Raw genomic sequence first — 19,002 nt, 5'->3', positions numbered from 1 at the left:
CTGCTCGATGGCGGTGTCCGGAGCATTGGCGAACACGACAGCAGGGCGCATACTGACCACGACCTCGCCGGGGCAGGAGAGATGGTGTGAGCAACCTCGATCCAACCCCCGGCGAGGCCCTTGTCAATGCCTGTCGGTCTTGACGATCTCACACCCTGTTACGCGCAGAACTTCTGGATACGCGCTTAGCAGAAAGACAAGCGGGCGAGCCGCGTGACCAACACTGATAGGAGTTTCACTGCCTTTCCAGGCCGTGCGAAAGCTCCTATCAGCTTTGGCTTGCCCGGGAACATGGGACAACCACCGTACCTGCGCGCCCCTGCCAGTCGGACGCTTTTGCCCTTGCCAGCGGTGGTACTGGGCGGCAGGGACCGTCGGGACACCTTGCCGGTCTTCTCATCTCGCGCTGAAGCTCGCCCCGTGCGGCACTGGCTTTGCGGGCGTGATCTTCGTCTCGGCAGGCGTACGACGTTCGCCCGTGCTGTCCATCTTCCTGGTTGGGTTGACCACATGACGCAAACGCGACCGGTCCCGGCGCCCGGGTCGGTGCCAGAGGTGGACTGGGTTCATCTCGTGGAAACGAATCCGCTCCAGGCCCTGGAAGCGTTCGTCCTGGGCTGGTTCCCCGCTGAAAAGACGGAGCCAACAGCAGAGGAGCGCACAGCGGACAAACTGGGAGACTTACCGGAGGCTCTGGCGGCCTTCCACCGCTTGGCTCGCCTCAGGCCTGCACTCCACCGATTCCACGACCCGGTGTTGAAACGGCCTGAGCACGCCACCGGGCCGCTCGGCGACCGGCTGATCTTCGCCGTCATGAACGGGGACTCCATGGACTGGTCCATCCCGTGGCCGCCGGAAGGTGCGACCGAAGCCGAGCCGCGAGTGTGGCACACCGAAGACCCTCAGGGGTCAGAGCCGGAGACGACCCTTGAGGAGGAGCCGCTGAGTCGCTTCCTCCTGCAGTTCACCCTCTTCGGAGCCATGAATGCCGCCCCCTGCCAGGCATGGACCTACTGTATGCCGACCGTGCGTCTTAAGCCTTTGTGGAGCACGCTGCGGCCTGTGCCATTGAGTCCCTTCCTACCGACGTACACCGGCGAAAGGTTTTTCATGGCCCCCGGGCTGCTGGCGCAGATCAGCTACGACGAGGACGAGGCCATCGCTGCTTTCGGCGCACCGCACCGCACGGTCCTGACACCGCTGCTGGAACACGGTTTCCGGTGGTCCCGGTTCGACGGGTGAGGCACGCGGGCTGAAAGGGTTTCAGGTGCTCAGAGTGCGTCGGCGAGGTCTCCCATGCTGGTGACGATGGGATCCGCTCCCGCACCATCGAGCCGCTCGTCCTTCTCCGGTCGGTTGACGAAGCCGACGGCCATCACTCCGGCGCGCTTGGATACCTCTACGGCGGTCACCGAGTCCCCGACCGACAGGGCGGACGCAGGATCCGCGCCTGGCCGCTGATGGACAACTCCGCGTGGACGCCAACAGCCGTTGTCGGCTGCTAGGACAACGGCACCGGAAGGCGTCTCAGCTGTCCCAGGTGTCCCCGACCTGGCTCTGACCAGCGAGAACAACTTTTGAGTCTTGCTGCGCTCGACGACACAGCTCTACCGGGTGACCGACGTCATGCGCCTGCTGCGCATGAGCCGGACCATGATCCATGAGCAGATCCGCTCGCGTCGCCTCCGGTCAGTCAAGCAGGGCCGCGCACGGTTGATCACCGCGAAGGGCATCCGCAACTACATCGCACTCCTGAGAAGGAAGCGGAGGAAGCCGCCTCATGACAAACGCCGCAGCAAGGGAGACGGTGGCCTGCACTGGGACGACAAGTGCAAACTCCGGATCGCCACGCTCACGGTCGGCTACACACCTGCCGGGAAGGGCGTCGTCAAGACGGAAAGCGGCAGGACCAAAACCACGACGAAGAACAAGCCCAAAGAGATCATCAAGCACTACGAGGACGGACTACCCATCGCACCGGGGGACTGCACTGGTCTCCACCGAACCCGGAGCGATTCACTCCGCGACGCCTTGCGCGCGTAGGACTCCTACAGCCTGGCGGATGGTCGGCAGGTTGGACTTTGAAGCGTTCCGCCAGAGCCGTTTCCGCTGGTCACCCACTTAGTCACTCAGAAGGCCACCTCCGATCACGGGGGTGGCCTTCTAGCTGGTCGGGGCGACAGGATTTGAACCTGCGACTTCTTGCTCCCAAAGCAAGCGCGCTGCCAAGCTGCGCCACGCCCCGTCGGCGCCGGGTGCGCACGCGCTCCGCGACTCCGGTACGCTTACGCCCTGACGACCGGATGAAGTCTAGACCAGACTTCGACCGGTTCGCGCGGACGTAGCTCAATGGTAGAGCCCTAGTCTTCCAAACTAGCTACGCGGGTTCGATTCCCGTCGTCCGCTCCACCCGCCGAAAGGCCAGGTCGCCGCCACAAGGGGCCTGGCTTTTCGCGATCCCGGCCACGACTTCTTGATCCTCCGTGTCTCCTCCAGCGCCTTGCCGAGTTCTGGGCGATGACTTGATCGCACCCCTCCCTGAACCGGCTGTTGTGGCCTGGTCGCGCAAGGGCAGAGGACGATACGACCCTCTCCACGATCATCACCCAGGTGGGCGGAGCACAACAAGACTGTTTGTCGGCCCGTGCCTTCGCCAAGCTGTGTCCGTGAATGCCACGAGCAGCGAGGTCTGGGATCCGTTCGGCACCCTGCGCAACGCCCTGTGGATCGGAGGCGGGCAGTGGGCCGGGAAATCCACCGTCGCCAGGCTGCTGGCCATCCGGTACGGGCTGACCGCCTATCACTACGACCACCACGACGCACGCGCGCACAATGACCGCCGGATCGCCCGCCGGGTGCGGCTGGGCGAGCCCGTCGCGGACCCTGACCCGGATGCCGTCTGGGTGAACACCACCCCTGAAGAGATGGCCGCCAAGACCCTGGCCGGCTTTCCCGCGCGGTTCGAGTGGGCGTTGGACGACCTGCGCGGCCTGGTGTCGGGGCGACCTGTCATCGCCGAAGGCTGGGGGCTCCGTCCCGAACTGGTCGCTCCCATCATCGACTCGCCCCGCCGGATGATCGTCATGGTGCCGGGCGAAGCGTTCCGCCGTCGCCAGCTCCGCGAACTTCCCCGTGCGGGCAGCCTCAGGCTCCAGGTGAGCGACCCTGAGCGGGCACAGGAGAACCGGCTCGCCCGGGACCGCCTCGTCGCCGACGAGGCCGTCCGTTCCGCTTGCCGCTTGGGCATCCGAGTCCTGGAGGTCGACGGCCGCGACGACGCGGAAGTCGTGGCGGACACCGTGGCCGACCACTTCAGCTCCTACCTGTAGCTCACGTGACCGGCCACGCGGGTTCGATTCCCGTCGCCCGCTCCACGCCCCGCCGATCTTCCGTGCCCGCCAGGCACCGCGACGCGCGAAAGGGAGCAAGATGGGAGGCATGGCCGACGAAGACACCACCGAGACCGGACGGTGCATTTCGTGCAAGCGCACCTTCCGGTACGACCCCAGAACCGTCGAGACCGTCCTCATCGACCCGCAGAGCGGGCTGCCGCCCGGCCTCACGGTGCTGGGGACGCTGCGGCCGGCGACGCCGGAGGCGGTCGCCAGGTCGGCCGAGCAGCCCGTCTGCCCCGACTGCCTGGAAAGGGCCAGGAAGTTCGACCAGGCATGGAACCCGCTCGGCGGGTGAGGGGCGGGGGTAAGGGGGAGGCAAGGGGGTGAGGGATGAATGCGGGCCCGACCGATTTCCCGGGAGGTCCTGGTCGAGGAGGTGGCCGAGCGGATCGCGGGCGCACCCCGTGACGCCTGGGTGCGCGTGGCGGTCGACGGCGCGCCGCCGTCCCACCCCGAGCGGCTGGCCGACGCGCTGGTGGAGCCCCTGAACGTACGAGGGCGGGCGGTTTTGCGGGTGTCCGCGGGTGACTTCCTGCGGCCGGCGTCGCTCAGGCTGGAGTATGGCAGGACCGACCCTGACGCCTTCTACGACGACTGGCTCGACGCCAGCGCCCTGACCAGGGAGGTGCTCGGGCCCCTCGACGAGGGCGGCACCGGCAAGGTGCTTCAGAAGCTCTGGGACAGCCGCGCCGACCGGGCGTACCGGATGCCGTACCAGACGCTGCCGGCGGGGGCGGTGGTGCTGGTCGACGGGACGCTGCTGCTGGGGCGGGGGTTGCCGTTCGACGTGACCGTTCACCTGTGGCTGTCGCAGGGGGCGCTCGGGCGGACCACGGCGGAGGACGAGCGGTGGCGGCTGCCGGCCTACGCCCGGTACGAGGACGAGGCCGATCCCGCGAGGTCGGCCGACGTGGCGGTGCGCGCCGACCACCCGGACCACATGGCGCTCATCGAGTGACGGGAGCAGACTGAGGCGGTGATCCCCAGCAACTGGTACAACATCGTTCCCGATCTGCCCGCGCCGCCGCCTCCGCCCCTGCATCCGGGCACGCGGCAGCCGGTGGGGCCCGACGACCTGGCGCCGTTGTTCCCGATGGAGCTGATCGGCCAGGAGGTGAGCACCGAGCGGTATGTCCCCATCCCGCAGGAGGTGCTCGACGTCTACCGCCTCTGGCGGCCGACCCCGCTGATCCGGGCGCGCAGGCTGGAGAAGGCCCTGGACACGCCCGCGCGGATCTACTACAAGTACGAGGGCGTCTCCCCGGCCGGCTCGCACAAGCCGAACACGGCCGTGCCCCAGGCGTTCTACAACGCCCGCGAGGGCGTACGCCTGCTCACCACGGAGACCGGCGCCGGCCAGTGGGGATCGGCGCTGGCGTTCGCCTGCGCGCAGTTCGATCTGGAATGCCAGGTCTGGATGGTCCGCGCCTCCTACGACCAGAAGCCGTACAGGCGCTCGCTCATGCAGGTGTACGGCGCCACGGTGCACGCCAGTCCCTCGGCCGTGACCGGGGCGGGCAGCAAGGTGCTGGCCGGCGACCCCGGCTCGCCCGGCAGCCTCGGCATCGCGATCAGCGAGGCGGTCGAGGTGGCCGGCGCGAACCCCGAGGCCCGCTACGCGCTCGGCTCGGTGCTCAACCACGTGCTCATGCACCAGACGGTGATCGGCGAGGAGGCGCTGTCCCAGCTCGACGAGATGCCGGACCTGATCATCGGCTGCACCGGGGGCGGCTCGAACTTCGCCGGGCTCACCTTCCCGTTCCTGCGCGAGAAGCTGGCGGGCAGGCTCGACGTGACGCTGCGCGCCGTGGAGCCGGCCGCGTGCCCGTCGTTCACCAGGGGCGTGTACGCCTACGACTTCGGCGACACGGCGGGCTTCACGCCGCTGCTGAAGATGCACACGCTGGGCCACGGCTTCGTGCCCGACCCGATCCACGCGGGCGGCCTGCGCTACCACGGCATGTCGCCGCTGCTGTCGCACATGTACGAGCTGGGCCTGTTCGAGGCGGTCACCAGGTCGCAGACCGAGTGCTTCGAGGCGGGCGTCCGCTTCGCCCGTACCGAGGGGATCGTCCCCGCGCCTGAGCCGACGCACGCGCTCGCGGAGACCATCGCCGAGGCGCTGCGCTGCAAGGAGAGCGGCGAGGAGAAGGTGATTCTGACCGCTCTATGCGGACATGGGCACTTCGACCTGGCCGCCTACGACCGTTACCTGTCAGGGCAGATGGAGGACTACACGCTCCCGCAGGACCGCATCGACGAGGCCCTGAACAGCCTGCCGAGCTGAACCGGACGGTTTCCGCCCCGGCCCCCCGGGCCGGGGCGAGGTCAGCGCGCCGTGGGCCGCTTGCCGTGGTTGGCCTTCTTCTTCTTGCGTGCCTTGCCCTTACGTGCCCGTCTGGCCATGTGGCACCTCCGGCCCCTAACTTCTCTCGCCACGGCGAAGCGCACAAGCGGTTACACCGACCTAACATTCCCCAACATCGGCATGTCATAATTTGGTGGAATCTGTTGGAAGGAGCGGGGACGTGCTCGCACAGCAGCGCCAGCAGGCGATCCTCGAACGTGTACGCAGCAGCGGCGGCGTCCGCGTCGCCGAACTCGTCCGCGAGCTGAACGTCTCCGACATGACGATCCGCCGCGATCTGGAGGTGCTGGCCGAGCGCGGCCTGCTGGAGAAGGTCCACGGCGGCGCGACCGCCCTGGGCCCCGGCTCGACCGAGGAGCCGGGCTTCACCGCCAAGTCCGCCCGCCAGCAGCAGGAGAAGGCCGTCATCGCGCGCCGCGCCGCCCGGTTCGTACGGACGGGCACCGCGGTCGCGCTCTCGGCCGGGACCACGACCTGGGCCCTGGCCCACCACCTCGTCGCCGTCCCCGAGCTCACCGTCATCACCAACTCGATCCCGGTGGCCGACGTCTTCCACCGCAACCCGCGCGCCGACCGCACGGTCGTGCTGACCGGGGGCGTGCGCACGCCGTCCGACGCCCTCGTCGGCCCGGTCGCCGTGGCCGCGATCCGCGGGCTGCATGTGGACACGCTGTTCCTGGGGGTACACGGGATGAGTGTGCGCGCCGGGTTCACCACCCCGAACCTGCTGGAGTCGGAGACCGACAGGGAACTGGTGGCGGCGGCGCACCGCCTGGTCGTCCTGTCGGACCACACCAAGTGGAACACGGTCGGCATCAGCACCATCGCCGAGCTGACCGAGGCCGACGTGGTCGTCAGCGACCCCGGCCTGCCCGAGGACGCGCGCGACGACCTGACCGAACGCGTCGGCGAACTGATCATCGCGGAGGAATCGCAGTGAAACGCACCATCACCCACCTGGCCGACGGCCGAGAGCTGATCTACTTCGACCGGCGCGACGACGCCGACCGGAGCGCGATCGACCGCCGGACGCTCGATCCCAGGCCGGTGGCGTCCGAGCTGCGCTACGACCCGCTCACGGAGGAGTGGATCGCGATGGCGGGGCACCGGCAGACGCGCACGTTCCTGCCGCCGGCCGACGAGTGCCCGTTGTGCCCGTCGTCGGACACGCGGGCCTCGGAGATCCCGGCGTACGACTATGACGTGGTGGTGTTCGAGAACCGCTTCCCCTCTTTTTCCGGAAATTTTGGGACTTATGAGGATGTGGGAGGCTTGAGCAAGGTCCGGCCGGGCGTGGGCCGTTGTGAGGTGGTCTGCTTCACCTCCGAGCACAACTCGTCCTTCTCCAAGCTCTCCGACGACCAGGTCGGCCTGGTCATGGAGGCGTGGGCCGACCGTACGGCCGAGCTGTCCGCCATCGAGGGCGTGGAGCAGGTGTTCTGCTTCGAGAACCGGGGCGAGGAGATCGGCATCACGCTGCCGCATCCGCACGGCCAGATCTACGCCTACCCGTACGTGACCCCGCGCACCAAGCTGCACCTGGGCGCGGCCTCGCGGCACCCGGACCTGTTCGCCGACGTCCTGGCCACCGAGCGCGCCGCGGGGACGCGCGTGGTGGCCGCCAACGAGCTGTGGACGGCGTTCGTGCCCGCCGCCGCGCGCTGGCCGTTCGAGGTGCACGTGTATCCGCACAGGCGGGTGCCCGACCTCGCCGCGCTGTCGGAGGAGGAGCGCGCCGCCTTCGCCCCGCTGTACACCTCGGTGCTGCGGGCGCTCGACGGGTTGTTCGGCGTCCCCATGCCGTACATCTCCGCCTGGCACCAGGCGCCCGTACGGGAGGGCCGCGACCTGGCGTACCTGCACCTGGAGCTGTTCAGCATCCGGCGCGCGCCCGGGAAGCTGAAGTACCTGGCGGGCTCGGAGTCGGCGATGGGCGCCTTCGTGAACGACGTGATGCCCGAGGAGGCCGCGCGGATGCTCCGATCACAGGTAGATCACTAATTGATTTCCGCTTGGAGTCGCGTGACTTCGGTTTTACCACTAATATCCCAACAGCACCGACCGTAACTCGATCGTTGCACGCCTAATCCCGGGTGCGGTGCCCGGGAGCCGGGGACCCAATCGTGTCATGGGGTGAATCCACCTGTGTGTGGACGGGCGGCAGACTCCCTGCCCGAACCCGTCAGCTAACCCGGCCGGCTGAGGGAGAGGAAAGCGTACGTGGCGGCTGCGTCCCCCGCGCGTCTTGCCATCGGTCTCATCACGGCCGCCGCCGCCGTGGCCCTGGGGGCGACCCCTGCCACCGCCGCGCCCAAGCCCAGTGAGGCCAAGCTCCGCGCGGAGCTGAAACAGCTCGACAAGAAGGTCGACCAGCTCATCGAGAGCTACAACCTCAAGCGTGTGGAGCTGTCCAAGGCCAAGCAGGCCGCCGCGAGCGCCAAGGAGCGGCTCGCGGCCGCCGAGACCAAGCTGGCCACCGCCGAGAAGCGGGTCGCCGAGATCGCCCGCCTGCGTTACCAGAACGGCAACCTCTCGTTGCCGAGCCTCATGCTCCCCACCGACAGCGCCAGCGCGGCCGTCCTGGAGCAGATCACCGCCGAGCAGCAGGCGGCCGTGCAGGTCGTGGCCGACGCCAGGAACGAGAAGAAGCAGGCCGTCACCGACGCCACCGCGTTGGAGACGAAGATCCGCGACGAGGCCGCGAACGTGGCCAAGCAGCGCGACGACGCCCAGGACGTCATCAAGGACATCCGGAAGAAGCTCCAGGACCTGGTCCCGTTCGGCCCCGGCCGCCGCTCCGACGGCAGTTGGGCCCCCGAGCTGCCCTCGGGCGAGGACAACATCACGCCGAGGATGCGGATCATCCGCGCGCAGATCGAGAAGAACTTCGCGCTCCCGTTCCCGGTCGGCTGCTTCCGCTCCGGCGGCGGCGGCGAGCACCCGCTGGGCCGCGCCTGCGACTTCATGATGAGCACCGGCGGCGCCATGCCCAGCGCGCTCAACAACGCGCTGGGCGACCGCGTCGCGGACTGGGCGCTGGCCAACAAGGACAAGCTCGGCGTCAAGTACGTGATCTGGAAGCAGCGCATCAACCTTGGCTCCGGCTGGCGCGCGATGTCCAACCGCGGCAGCATCACCGAGAACCACTTCGATCACGTGCATATCTCGATGTACTGAACGTTTCAGCCCGTCTGGACGTTTCAGCCCGTCAGGGCGCGCACCCGTACGTGGACGTGCGGGTGCGTCGCCATCAGCGAGCCCCCCTTCGTACGGCAGGCCACCAGCCCCAGGGCCGGCACCCCGCGCCGCAGGTCGCGCAGCGGGATCCCGCCCTCCTCGTGCACCTTGAGCAGCGCCGAGGCCAGCAGCCCCGGCTGGCCGAGCAGGTCGGCGGCGGCGCGGTCGGCGGCCAGCTCCCTGGAGCGGCTCAGCCAGCGCAGCGGCAGGTGCGCCAGGAAGCCGGCCAGCCCCGCCGCGGCCCCGCCGGCCAGGATCGCCAGCCCGAACAGCAGCCCGAACGGGAACTCCTCGAAGAACAGGCCGGGCGCCTCCACGGCCGCCCGCCCGGTGCCCTTGGCGAAGGCGGCCAGCGCGATCGCGAACGAGCTGGCCAGCGTCATCACCGCCACGTCCTTGTGCCGGATGTGCGCGATCTCGTGGGCGAGCACCGCCGTCAGCTCGTCCGGCTCCAGCCGGGCGCGCAGTCCCTCGGTGACGATGATCGTCGCGCCGCGCCGCGCCGCGTGCGGCCGACCGTGCAGGCGTTCGGGGCGGGGGAGGGGCTGATCGCCAGCCGCGGCTTGTCCACGTCGCTGAGCGCGCAGAGCCGGTCCAGTACGGCGTGCAGCTCCGGCTCCTGCTCGGCCGTGACGTAACGGGCCCTGGTGATCCGGCGGGCCAGCGCCTCCGTGGACAGCCACTGCACGAGCAGCACGAGGGCCGCTCCGAGGGCGACGAACAGAATTGGGACCCCTATTAATACAAGACCGGCGAGCACGGCGCAGTAGATGGCCGTAAGCAGGGTCATGGGGACGAGCATGCGCATCTTGATACCTCCAGCCTGCGGATACATGGGCCGGAAGGTCTTCCTCGCCACGGAGGGCCCGCCTGACCGGGCCGCGCGGGCCGTCATGACGATCAGGCGTGTTCGGAGGTACTCCCCTTCACTCCACGAAAGGGTAATGAATCAGGAGTCGGTGCGAAAGAGGGCCCAGACCGCTTTTCCGCCGCGCGCCAGCGGGTCCCAGCCCCAGCACTGGCTGTAGGTCTCCACGATGTACAGGCCACGGCCGTTCTCGGAGATGAAGTCGGGCTCCTTGGGCGTCGGCACGTCGTCGCTCGGGTCCGCCACGGCCAGCAGCACGTGGGGGACGACCCGCATGAGCAGCAGCTGGATCTCCCGCCGGCCCCTGGCGTACATCGCGTACCGGACCGCGTTCGTGACCAGCTCCGACACCACCAGCGCCGCGTCGTCACCCAGTTCGGGCACGCCCCAGCCGTACAGAGTGGAACGAGTCACGTCCCTTGCGGTCTTCACCGAATCCGCCTGGAACGGCAGCGGACACGAGGCCGTGTACGGCTTGGCCGCGCTCAGCAGGTGGTCGAACCCCACCTCACGGGTGATTTGCAGGCAGTCGGCAGTGGCCAAAGGGTCCTCCACCATCCCGCCGATACCTCCCGGTTGCCATCGCGTTCGTGCATGTTTGGCCCAATATGCACTAGGCCATCATGGGTCACGACTCCCTGTCGCTGCAAGACCCAAATGCACGTGCATGTGCAATGTGCAATCGCATGAGCGGTTACCGGTAGGGGTATCCGAATCGGACACCAGGTTGAGACCTTGTCATACCCGGCAATGTGGTGTCACTGTGTGTGCGGACCTTGATAGGAGGCAGAGTGACGCAGAACCAGCCGGGTTCCGGCCCTACGGCGCTGCGCATTCTCCTGGGCTCCCAGCTGCGCAGGCTCAGGGAAGGTAAGGGCGTCACCCGCGAGGAGGCGGGCCACCTCATCAGGGGCTCCGAATCCAAGATAAGCCGTATGGAGCTGGGACGCGTCGGGTTCAAGGAACGCGACGTGGCCGATCTGCTGACCCTCTACGGCGTCGTCGACCAGCAGGCCCGCGCCGCCGTGCTCGACCTGGTCGCCACGGCGAACGAGCCGGGGTGGTGGCACAGGTTCAACGACATCCTGCCCACCTGGTTCCAGGCGTACGTGGGGCTGGAGGAGGCCGCGGCCCGGATCAGGACGTACGAGGTCCAGTTCGTCCCCGGTCTGCTGCAGACCAAGGAGTACGCGCGCGCGGTCGTCACCGCGGGCTCGGCCGGGATCAGCGCGGAGGAGATCTCCCGCAGGGTGGACCTCCGTCTCGAACGCCAGCGGGTCTTCGACAGGCCCGACGGGCCGGTGTTCTGGGCCGTCATCGACGAGGCGGCGCTGCGCCGCCCCATCGGCGGCGCCGAGGTGATGCGGGCCCAGCTCGACCACCTCATCGACCTGATGCGCCAGCCGAACATCACGATCCAGGTCATGCCGTTCAGCTTCGGCGGCCACAGCGCCGAGGGCGGCGCGTTCAGCGTCCTGCGCTTCCCCGACCACGACCTTCCCGACGTCGTGTACGTCGAGCAGCTCGCCAGCGCCCTCTACCTGGACAAGCGCGAGGACGTCGATCGCTACACCGAGGTCATGGAGCGCCTTTGCGCCGTCAGCACCACGCCTGACGAGACCGTGGAGCTCCTGCGTGTGATCGCTGACGAGTTCTGACCCTCGTCACGTCGTTGTTGGGTACGCATCTGCCCTAGACTGGCCAACGGCGCTTGGATCCCGCCATGGCGGAGCATGCCCAGCGCCGATCACGTGGGCGCGGCGCGTGAGCCGTAGCGACAACCGGACGCGCCCGCGATCACTCGAAGCTTGATCAAGGAGACCACCCCGTGAAGACCGCTGTCGAGGAGCTCAGCCCGACCAGGGTGAAGCTCACTGTCGAGGTGCCGTTCGACGAGCTGCGCCCGAGCCTGGATGCGGCGTACAAGAAGGTCGCGCAGCAGGTGCGCGTCCCCGGGTTCCGCCCTGGCAAGGTTCCGGCCCGCATCATCGAGCAGCGCTTCGGCCGCGCGGTGGTGCTGGAGGAGACCCTCAACGACGCGGTGCCCAAGCTGTACGGCCAGGCCGTCGACGAGGTCGACGTCTTCCCGGTCAGCCAGCCCGACATCGAGATCACCAAGATCGAGGACGGCGAGCAGGTCGAGTTCACCGCCGAGGTGGACGTCCGGCCCAACTTCGAGGTCCCCGACTACGCGGGCGCCGAGGTCACCGTCGACTCCGCCGAGGTCTCCGACGACGACATCAACGCCCAGCTCGACGCGCTGCGCCAGCGCTTCGCCACGCTGACCGGCGTCGAGCGTCCCGCCGCCACCGGCGACTTCGTCGTGATGGACCTGCGCGCCGAGATCAACGGCGAGAACATCGAGGAGCAGCAGGCCAACGAGGTCTCCTACGAGGTCGGCGCCGGCTCCGTGCTGCAGGGCCTCGACACCGCACTCGAAGGCATGTCCGCGGGCGAGGAGAAGAGCTTCACGACCGAGCTCGTCGGCGGCGAGAACGCCGGCGAGGAAGCCGATGTGATCATCAGCGTCAAGACGGTCAAGGAGAAGGTCCTGCCCGAGCTCGACGACGAGTTCGCACAGCTGGCCAGCGAGTTCGACACCCTCGACGAGCTGAAGAACAGCATCAAGGAGCAGGCCCGCCGCAACAAGCTGATCGACCAGGTCATGCAGGCCCGGGAGAAGGCGCTCGACACGCTGCTCGACAAGATCGACATGCCGATCCCCGACAGCGCGCTCAAGGCCGAGGTCGACGCCCGTAAGCACAACCTCGAGCACCAGGTCGCCGAGAGCGGGCTGAGCCGCGAGGCGTTCTTCCGCCTCTACCAGACGACCGAGGAGGAGCGTTTCGCCGAGTTCGAGACCAACTCCGCCAAGGCCATCAAGGTCGGCTTCGTCCTCGACAAGATCGTCAAGGCCGAGGAGCTGGGCGTCTCCGAGCAGGAGCTGACCCAGTTCGTCGTACGCCGCGCCATGGAGATGGGCGTCCAGCCCAACCAGCTGGCCCAGCACCTGGCCGACAACGACCAGCTCACGCTGGCCATGGTCGAGATCGTGCGCGACAAGGCCAAGTCGGTCGTGGGCGACGCCGCCAAGGTGGTCGACAGCGACGGCAACGAGGTCGACCTCAAGGCCATCTACACCGAGATCAACGGCGAGGAGCCCACCGAGGAGACCGACGAGGCTCCCGCTGAGGAGAAGGCCGACGCCTGAGACTCCTGAGCGTTCAGCCCCCGTTCCGGATGGTTCGGGGGCTTCGCGCTGCTCTGACGGGCCTTACCTGCGCCGTCAGCGAACAGTCCGTGGACGGGGCATGACCGGTGGGCGGCGCGCGTTAAGGTCACAAGCAAAGCCAATCGATTACGACGCATCGGAAGGTGAAGCTGTGACCAGCCCGCCGACCTTCTATCAGCCTGAGTCGCGAGGCCGTGAGAACGGCTCGTCCTTCCGGCTTGAGGACCAGCTTTACCAGCGCCTGCTGCGTGAGCGCATCATCGTGCTCGGCCAGGAGGTGAACGACGAGATCGCCAACCGCATCTGCGCGGAGCTCCTGTTGCTCGCGGCCGACGACCCCGACCGTGACATCTGGCTGTACATCAACTCGCCTGGCGGGTCGGTGACGGCTGGGATGGCCATCTACGACATGATGGAATACGTGCCCAACGACGTGGCGACGGTCGCCATGGGGCTGGCCGCCTCCATGGGGCAGTTCCTGCTGTCCGCGGGCGCCAGGGGCAAGCGCTACGCTCTGCCCCACGCGCGCATCATGATGCACCAGCCGTCCGGTGGCATCGGTGGCACGGCCGCCGACATCGCCATCCAGGCCGAGCAGATGCTCTACGTGAAGAAGACCCTGGCCGAGCGGATCGCGCACCACACGGGTCAGCAGCTCGACCAGATCGAGGCCGACTCCGACCGGGACCGCTGGTTCACCGCCGAGGAGGCCCTCGACTACGGCTTCATCGACCACGTTGTGCGCAGCGCGAGGCAGGTGCCCTCGCAGGGCGCCGTGTCCTAAGGGGAGTTGAAGTGAACATCGAAAGCCGTTACGTTCTCCCCTCCTTCGTCGAACGCACGTCCTACGGCGTGAAGGAGATGAACCCGTACAACAAGCTCTTCGAGGATCGCATCATCTTCCTCGGGGTGCAGATCGACGACGCGTCGGCCAACGACGTGATGGCCCAGCTGCTGACGCTGGAGTCGCTCGACCCCGACCGTGACATCAGCATCTACATCAACTCGCCGGGCGGGTCGTTCACCGCCATGACGGCGATCTACGACACGATGCAGTTCGTCCGGCCGGAGATCCAGACCGTCTGCCTCGGCCAGGCCGCCTCCGCGGCGGCCGTGCTGCTGGCCGGCGGCACCCCGGGCAAGCGTTTCGCGCTGCCCAACGCCCGGGTCCTGATCCACCAGCCCTCCACCGAGGGCGGCGGTCAGGGAAGCGACATCGAGATCCAGGCCCGCGAGATCCTTCGTATGCGCTCCCTCCTGGAGGAGATCGTGGCGAAGCACTCGGGGAAGCGTCCTGCTGACGTCCGTAAGGACATCGAACGCGACAAAATTCTCAACGCGGACGAGGCAAAGGCGTATGGTCTGATCGATGACATCATCCCATCCAGGAAGAAACGAGCTCAGGCCGTCGCTTCCTGATGAGATGTGACGCACCGGGGCGCTGCCCAATAGGGCACGTTCCGGTGCGACTCGCCGCCAGGGGGCTCACTGAGGGCCCAGAAGACGGTAACGTCGAAACCTGAGCGGTTCGGACCGGGTCCGGAGGATACGGATCGCGGGAGCAGGGCGGTCCCACGCAAAGGAGTATCTGGAGTGGCACGCATCGGCGACGGGGGAGACCTGCTGAAGTGCTCGTTCTGCGGAAAGAGCCAGAAGCAAGTCAAAAAGCTCATTGCCGGTCCAGGCGTCTACATCTGCGATGAGTGCATCGATCTCTGCAACGAGATCATCGAGGAGGAGCTCTCCGAGTCCTCCGAGCTCAAGTGGGACAACCTGCCCAAGCCGAGGGAGATCTACGAGTTCCTCGACGCCTACGTCATCGGTCAGGACAAGGCGAAGAAGGCGCTCTCGGTGGCGGTCTACAACCACTACAAGCGGGTGCAGTCCGGCGACCGAGGCAGAGACGACGGCCTGGAGCTGGCCAAGAGCAACATCTTGTTGCTCGGTCCGACAGGCTCGGGCAAGACATTGCTCGCGCAGACGCTGGCGAAGATGCTCAACGTTCCCTTCGCCATCGCCGACGCCACGGCCCTGACCGAGGCCGGCTACGTCGGCGAGGACGTCGAGAACATCCTCCTCAAGCTGATCCAGGCCGCCGACTACGACGTCAAGAAGGCCGAGACCGGCATCATCTACATCGACGAGGTCGACAAGATCGCCCGCAAGAGCGAAAACCCGTCGATCACCCGCGACGTCTCCGGTGAGGGCGTCCAGCAGGCGCTGCTGAAGATCCTGGAGGGCACCACCGCGAGCGTGCCGCCGCAGGGCGGGCGCAAGCACCCCCACCAGGAGTTCATCCAGATCGACACCACCAACGTGCTGTTCATCTGCGGTGGGGCCTTCGCCGGCCTGGAAAAGATCATCGAGTCGCGCATCGGCAAGAAGGGCATCGGCTTCAACGCCATCATCCGCTCGAAGGAAGAGGTCGACACGGCCGACATCTTCGGCGACGTGATGCCCGAGGACCTGCTCAAGTTCGGCATGATCCCCGAGTTCGTCGGCCGTCTGCCGGTCATCACCTCGGTGCACAACCTCGACCGCGAGGCGCTCATCCAGATCCTCACCGAGCCCCGCAACGCGCTGGTCAAGCAGTACCGCAAGCTGCTCGAGCTCGACGGCGTCGAGCTGGAGTTCACCGACGGTGCCCTTGAGGCCATCGCCGACCAGGCGATCCTGCGTGGCACCGGCGCCCGCGGCCTGCGCGCCATCCTCGAAGAGGTGCTCCAGTCGGTGATGTACGAGGTGCCGTCGCGCCAGGACGTCGCCCGCGTGGTCATCACCCGCGAGTCCGTCCTCGAGCACGCCATCCCGACGCTCGTACCCCGCGACCAGCTCGCCGCCAAGCAGCAGCGTGCGCCGCGGGAGAAGTCAGCCTGACCCATCCCGAAACGGCAAGCGCCCCGGCGGAGGAAACTCCCTGGGGCGTTTCGCTTTCCGTCCTCTCTCTAGAATTGGTCACCGTGACAACGCCAGAGCTGCCCACCCAGTACACCCCGGCCGACGTCGAGACCCGGAGCTACGAGCGCTGGGTATCCGAGGGCTACTTCGGCGCGGACCCCGGCAGCCCGCGCGAGCCGTACAGCATCGTCCTGCCCCCGCCGAACGTGACCGGCGTCCTGCACATCGGCCACGCCCTCGACCACTCCGTCCAGGACGCGCTCACCCGCCGCGCCCGCATGCAGGGGCGCGAGACGCTGTGGCTGCCCGGCATGGACCACGCCGGCATCGCCACCCAGAACGTCGTCGAACGCGAGCTGGCCAAGCAGGGCCTGTCCCGCCACGACCTGGGCCGCGAGGCGTTCGTCGAGCGCGTCTGGGAGTGGAAGGAGGAGTCCGGCGGCCGGATCCTCGGCCAGATGCGCAAGCTCGGCGACGGCGTCGACTGGTCGCGCGAGCGCTTCACCATGGACGAGGGGCTGTCCCGGGCCGTCCAGACCATCTTCAAGCGGCTCTTCGACGACGACCTGATCTACCGCGCCGAGCGGATCATCAACTGGTGCCCGCGCTGCCTGACCGCCCTGTCCGACATCGAGGTCGAGCACAGCGAGGACGACGGCGAGCTGGTCTCGATCCGCTACTCCGACGAGATCGTGGTCGCGACCACCCGCGCCGAGACCATGCTCGGCGACACCGCCGTGGCCGTGCACCCCTCGGACGAGCGTTACGCCCACCTGGTCGGCACGCTCGTCGAGCTGCCGCTGACCGGGCGGCAGATCCCGGTCGTCGCCGACGAGCACGTCGACCCGGCGTTCGGCACAGGCGCGGTCAAGGTGACCCCGGCTCACGACCCCAACGACTTCGAGATCGGCCGCCGGCACTCGCTGCCGTCGATGACCATCATGGACGAGCGCGGCGTGATCACCGCCCATGGGCCGTTCGAGGGGCTCGACCGCTTCGAGGCGCGGCCCGCCGTGGTCGCCGCGCTGCGCGAGGAGGGCAGGATCGTCGCCGAGAAGCGCCCGTACGTGCACTCGGTCGGCCACTGCTCGCGCTGCAAGACGGTGGTCGAGCCGCGGCTGTCGCTCCAGTGGTTCGTCAACGTCGCGCCGCTGGCCAAGGCGGCCGGCGACGCGGTGCGTGACGGACGCACCCGCATCCACCCGCCGGAGCTGGCCAAGCGCTACTTCGACTGGGTCGATGACATGCACGACTGGTGCATCTCCCGCCAGCTCTGGTGGGGACACCGCATCCCGGTCTGGTACGGCCCGGCCGGCGAGGTCGTGTGCGTCGGGCCCGACGAGGACCCGCCCGCCGGTTACGTCCAGGACGCCGACGTGCTGGACACCTGGTTCTCCTCCGGCCTGTGGCCGTTCTCGACGCTCGGCTGGCCCGACTCGACCCCCGAGCTGGCCCGCTTCTACCCGACGTCCGTGCTGGTGACCGGCTACGACATCCTGTTCTTCTGGGTCGCCCGGATGATGATGTTCGGCCTGTACGCCATGGACGGCGAGCCGCCGTTCCGCGTGGTCGCGCTGCACGGCATGGTCCGCGACCAGTACGGCAAGAAGATGTCCAAGTCGTTCGGCAACGTCGTCGACCCGCTCGACTGGATCGAGCGCTTCGGCGCCGACGCCACCCGCTTCACGCTGCTGCGCGGCGCGAACCCCGGTGCCGACGTCGCGGTGAGCGAGGAGTGGGCGGCCGGCTCGCGCAACTTCTGCAACAAGATCTGGAACGCCACCCGCTTCGCGCTGATGAACGGCGCGGCCACCGGCTCGCTCGACGGGCTCGACCTGACGGCGGCCGACCGGTGGATCCTGTCGCGCCTGCAGAGCGTGATCACCTCGGCCGACGCGGCCTTCGAGGAGTTCGAGTTCGCCAAGGCGTCCGACCTGCTCTACCACTTCGCGTGGGACGAGGTCTGCGACTGGTACCTGGAGCTGGCCAAGATCCAGCTCGGCGAGGGGCTGGAGCACACGCGGCTCGTGCTCGGCCACGTGCTCGACACGTTGCTGCGGCTGATGCACCCGCTGGTGCCGTTCGTCACCGAGGAGCTGTGGCGCGCGGTGACGGGTGGGGCGTCGGTCGCCGTGGCCTCCTGGCCCGTGGCGGACGAGCGCCGCTCCGACCCGGCGGCCGAGGCGGAGATCGAGGCCCTTCAGGAGCTCGTGACGGAGGTCCGCCGGTTCAGGTCGGATCAGGGGCTGAAGCCCGGCCAGAAGGTGGCCGCACGGCTCGGATTGGCCACCACGCCGCTCGAACGGCAGGAGTTGGCTGTTCGCTCGCTCCTCAGGCTCACCGAGCCCTCTGAGGCGTTCTCAGCGACTGCGCGGCTCTCGGTGGGCGGGGTGAGCGTCGAGATCGACACCGCCGGCGCCATCGACGTGGCCGCCGAACGTAAGCGCCTGGAGAAGGATCTGGCGGCCGCGCGCAAGGAGGCGGCGCAGGTCGCCGCCAAGCTGGGCAACGAGCAGTTCATGGCCAAGGCGCCGGAGGACGTGGTCACCAAGGTCAGAGGGCGTGCGGAGCAGTCCGCGGCGGACATCGCGCGGCTGGAGACCCAGCTCGCCGGTCTGGGTGTTTGAGCTCCACCCACCAGGGGAAGGCCTATTCGTTACCGAAGTTCGGCCTTCCCCGGCGTCGGGGGCTGCTACAGTTTTCAACGCAGGGCACTTAGCCCCGACCACCCACTGATCTGACCCGGGCTTCGGGCTGTGTCTGCGTGTGATTGGACATGGGCCAGAAGTTCGAGTAAGTTCGTGGAGTTGCCCGAAACCAGCCGGGTCGGCCGATTTGACAAGGATCGTCCGGATCTGCTAAACTGGGCAAGCGAAATGTGCGCCTCCTGCAGTTTGAGGAGTATGCGTCCGTTTCTTGAGAACTCAACAGTGTGTTAAAAGCCAGTGCATGATGCACAAACCCCGTCATGTTTCATGATGACGGATTCCTTTTTCAGTTGGGA

General features: G+C 67.8%; 20 protein-coding genes, 2 tRNA genes and 1 riboswitch. Of the genes, 16 read left to right on the top strand and 6 right to left on the bottom strand.

From position 1 onward, the window contains the following. Positions 1-555 precede the first annotated feature (555 nt). Positions 556-1,242, top strand: coding sequence for a hypothetical protein (locus KME77_RS25815; RefSeq protein WP_219471534.1), 687 nt, complete (start codon positions 556-558; stop codon positions 1,240-1,242). 29 nt (positions 1,243-1,271) lie between these two features. Here KME77_RS25815 and KME77_RS25810 read toward each other — a convergent pair whose 3' ends face one another. Further along, positions 1,272-1,412 carry a hypothetical protein gene (locus KME77_RS25810; RefSeq protein WP_219471533.1) on the bottom strand — a complete coding sequence of 47 codons (141 nt, stop codon included), beginning with the start codon at positions 1,410-1,412 and terminating at the stop codon, positions 1,272-1,274. Positions 1,413-1,584: 172 nt separating this feature from the next. Between KME77_RS25810 and KME77_RS29565 the strand changes: the two genes are divergently transcribed. Continuing rightward, positions 1,585-2,043, top strand: a complete 459-nt coding sequence (locus KME77_RS29565) for a helix-turn-helix domain-containing protein (protein WP_246610737.1) — start codon at positions 1,585-1,587, stop codon at positions 2,041-2,043. A 125-nt stretch (positions 2,044-2,168) separates the two neighbouring features. Here KME77_RS29565 and KME77_RS25800 read toward each other — a convergent pair. Further along, positions 2,169-2,245, bottom strand: a tRNA-Pro gene (locus tag KME77_RS25800). A 90-nt stretch (positions 2,246-2,335) separates the two neighbouring features. Here KME77_RS25800 and KME77_RS25795 point away from each other — a divergent pair. The 5 genes from KME77_RS25795 (at position 2,336) to KME77_RS25775 (ending at position 5,682) form a co-directional block, all read left to right on the top strand. Next, positions 2,336-2,409, top strand: a tRNA-Gly gene (locus tag KME77_RS25795). A gap of 257 nt (positions 2,410-2,666) precedes the next feature. Beyond that, on the top strand, positions 2,667-3,329 hold the full coding sequence (locus tag KME77_RS25790) for a hypothetical protein (protein WP_219471532.1): 663 nt from the start codon (positions 2,667-2,669) through the stop codon (positions 3,327-3,329). A 109-nt stretch (positions 3,330-3,438) separates the two neighbouring features. After that, entirely contained in the window at positions 3,439-3,690 is a 252-nt protein-coding gene (locus tag KME77_RS25785) for a hypothetical protein (RefSeq protein ID WP_219471531.1), read from the top strand. A 39-nt stretch (positions 3,691-3,729) separates the two neighbouring features. Then, positions 3,730-4,353, top strand: coding sequence for a nucleoside/nucleotide kinase family protein (locus KME77_RS25780; protein WP_219471530.1), 624 nt, complete (start codon positions 3,730-3,732; stop codon positions 4,351-4,353). An 18-nt stretch (positions 4,354-4,371) separates the two neighbouring features. Further along, positions 4,372-5,682 (top strand): TrpB-like pyridoxal phosphate-dependent enzyme, encoded by a 1,311-nt coding sequence (locus KME77_RS25775; RefSeq protein ID WP_219471529.1) that lies wholly within the window; start codon positions 4,372-4,374, stop codon positions 5,680-5,682. Between the two features lie 41 nt (positions 5,683-5,723). On the opposite strand, the gene KME77_RS30585 is transcribed toward KME77_RS25775, so the two are convergent. After that, a complete protein-coding gene (locus KME77_RS30585) occupies positions 5,724-5,801 on the bottom strand; it encodes a 50S ribosomal protein bL37 (RefSeq protein ID WP_371252575.1) in 78 nt (25 codons plus the stop codon). 122 nt (positions 5,802-5,923) lie between these two features. Between KME77_RS30585 and KME77_RS25770 the strand changes: the two genes are divergently transcribed. The 3 genes from KME77_RS25770 (at position 5,924) to KME77_RS25760 (ending at position 8,940) form a co-directional block, all read left to right on the top strand. Further along, positions 5,924-6,703, top strand: coding sequence for a DeoR/GlpR family DNA-binding transcription regulator (locus KME77_RS25770; protein ID WP_219471528.1), 780 nt, complete (start codon positions 5,924-5,926; stop codon positions 6,701-6,703). Then, positions 6,700-7,764 (top strand): galactose-1-phosphate uridylyltransferase, encoded by a 1,065-nt coding sequence (gene galT, locus KME77_RS25765; protein WP_219471527.1) that lies wholly within the window; start codon positions 6,700-6,702, stop codon positions 7,762-7,764. Before KME77_RS25770 ends, galT begins: the two co-directional genes overlap by 4 nt. Positions 7,765-7,833: 69 nt before the next feature. After that, positions 7,834-7,978, top strand: a riboswitch (cyclic di-AMP (ydaO/yuaA leader). Positions 7,979-7,983: 5 nt separating this feature from the next. Next, a complete protein-coding gene (locus KME77_RS25760; protein WP_219471526.1) occupies positions 7,984-8,940 on the top strand; it encodes a coiled-coil domain-containing protein in 957 nt (318 codons plus the stop codon). Positions 8,941-8,963: 23 nt separating this feature from the next. Here KME77_RS25760 and KME77_RS25755 read toward each other — a convergent pair whose 3' ends face one another. The 3 genes from KME77_RS25755 to KME77_RS25750 form a co-directional block, all read right to left on the bottom strand. Next, positions 8,964-9,440, bottom strand: a complete 477-nt coding sequence (locus KME77_RS25755) for a M48 family metalloprotease (protein ID WP_246610742.1) — start codon at positions 9,438-9,440, stop codon at positions 8,964-8,966. After that, positions 9,437-9,790, bottom strand: a complete 354-nt coding sequence (locus tag KME77_RS29560; protein ID WP_246610746.1) for a M48 family metallopeptidase — start codon at positions 9,788-9,790, stop codon at positions 9,437-9,439. Before KME77_RS29560 ends, KME77_RS25755 begins: the two co-directional genes overlap by 4 nt. A gap of 159 nt (positions 9,791-9,949) precedes the next feature. Next, positions 9,950-10,411: an ATP-binding protein gene (locus tag KME77_RS25750; RefSeq protein WP_246610736.1), complete on the bottom strand. Its 462-nt coding sequence runs from the start codon at positions 10,409-10,411 to the stop codon at positions 9,950-9,952. A 248-nt stretch (positions 10,412-10,659) separates the two neighbouring features. On the opposite strand from KME77_RS25750, the gene KME77_RS25745 reads away from it, so the two are divergent. From KME77_RS25745 to KME77_RS25720, 6 genes are all read left to right on the top strand, one after another. Further along, a complete protein-coding gene (locus KME77_RS25745) occupies positions 10,660-11,526 on the top strand; it encodes a Sco1979 family transcriptional regulator (protein WP_219471523.1) in 867 nt (288 codons plus the stop codon). A gap of 170 nt (positions 11,527-11,696) precedes the next feature. Then, positions 11,697-13,079: a trigger factor gene (gene tig, locus KME77_RS25740; RefSeq protein ID WP_219471522.1), complete on the top strand. Its 1,383-nt coding sequence runs from the start codon at positions 11,697-11,699 to the stop codon at positions 13,077-13,079. A 172-nt stretch (positions 13,080-13,251) separates the two neighbouring features. Beyond that, a complete protein-coding gene (locus tag KME77_RS25735; RefSeq protein WP_219471521.1) occupies positions 13,252-13,884 on the top strand; it encodes a ClpP family protease in 633 nt (210 codons plus the stop codon). A gap of 11 nt (positions 13,885-13,895) precedes the next feature. Beyond that, the gene (locus KME77_RS25730; RefSeq protein ID WP_219471520.1) at positions 13,896-14,519 is read left to right on the top strand and encodes an ATP-dependent Clp protease proteolytic subunit; all 624 of its coding nucleotides are present in this window, start codon (positions 13,896-13,898) and stop codon (positions 14,517-14,519) included. Positions 14,520-14,693: 174 nt separating this feature from the next. Then, positions 14,694-15,977 (top strand): ATP-dependent Clp protease ATP-binding subunit ClpX, encoded by a 1,284-nt coding sequence (gene clpX / locus KME77_RS25725; RefSeq protein WP_219471519.1) that lies wholly within the window; start codon positions 14,694-14,696, stop codon positions 15,975-15,977. A gap of 74 nt (positions 15,978-16,051) precedes the next feature. Next, positions 16,052-18,625 (top strand): valine--tRNA ligase, encoded by a 2,574-nt coding sequence (locus KME77_RS25720; protein WP_219471518.1) that lies wholly within the window; start codon positions 16,052-16,054, stop codon positions 18,623-18,625. Positions 18,626-19,002: the final 377 nt, after the last annotated feature.

The sequence above is a fragment of the Nonomuraea rhizosphaerae genome, assembly GCF_019396405.1.
Lineage (GTDB): Bacteria > Actinomycetota > Actinomycetes > Streptosporangiales > Streptosporangiaceae > Nonomuraea > Nonomuraea rhizosphaerae.
The sequence above is the reverse complement of the archived record's forward strand: the minus strand, read 5'-3'. Positions and strand labels throughout refer to the sequence as shown.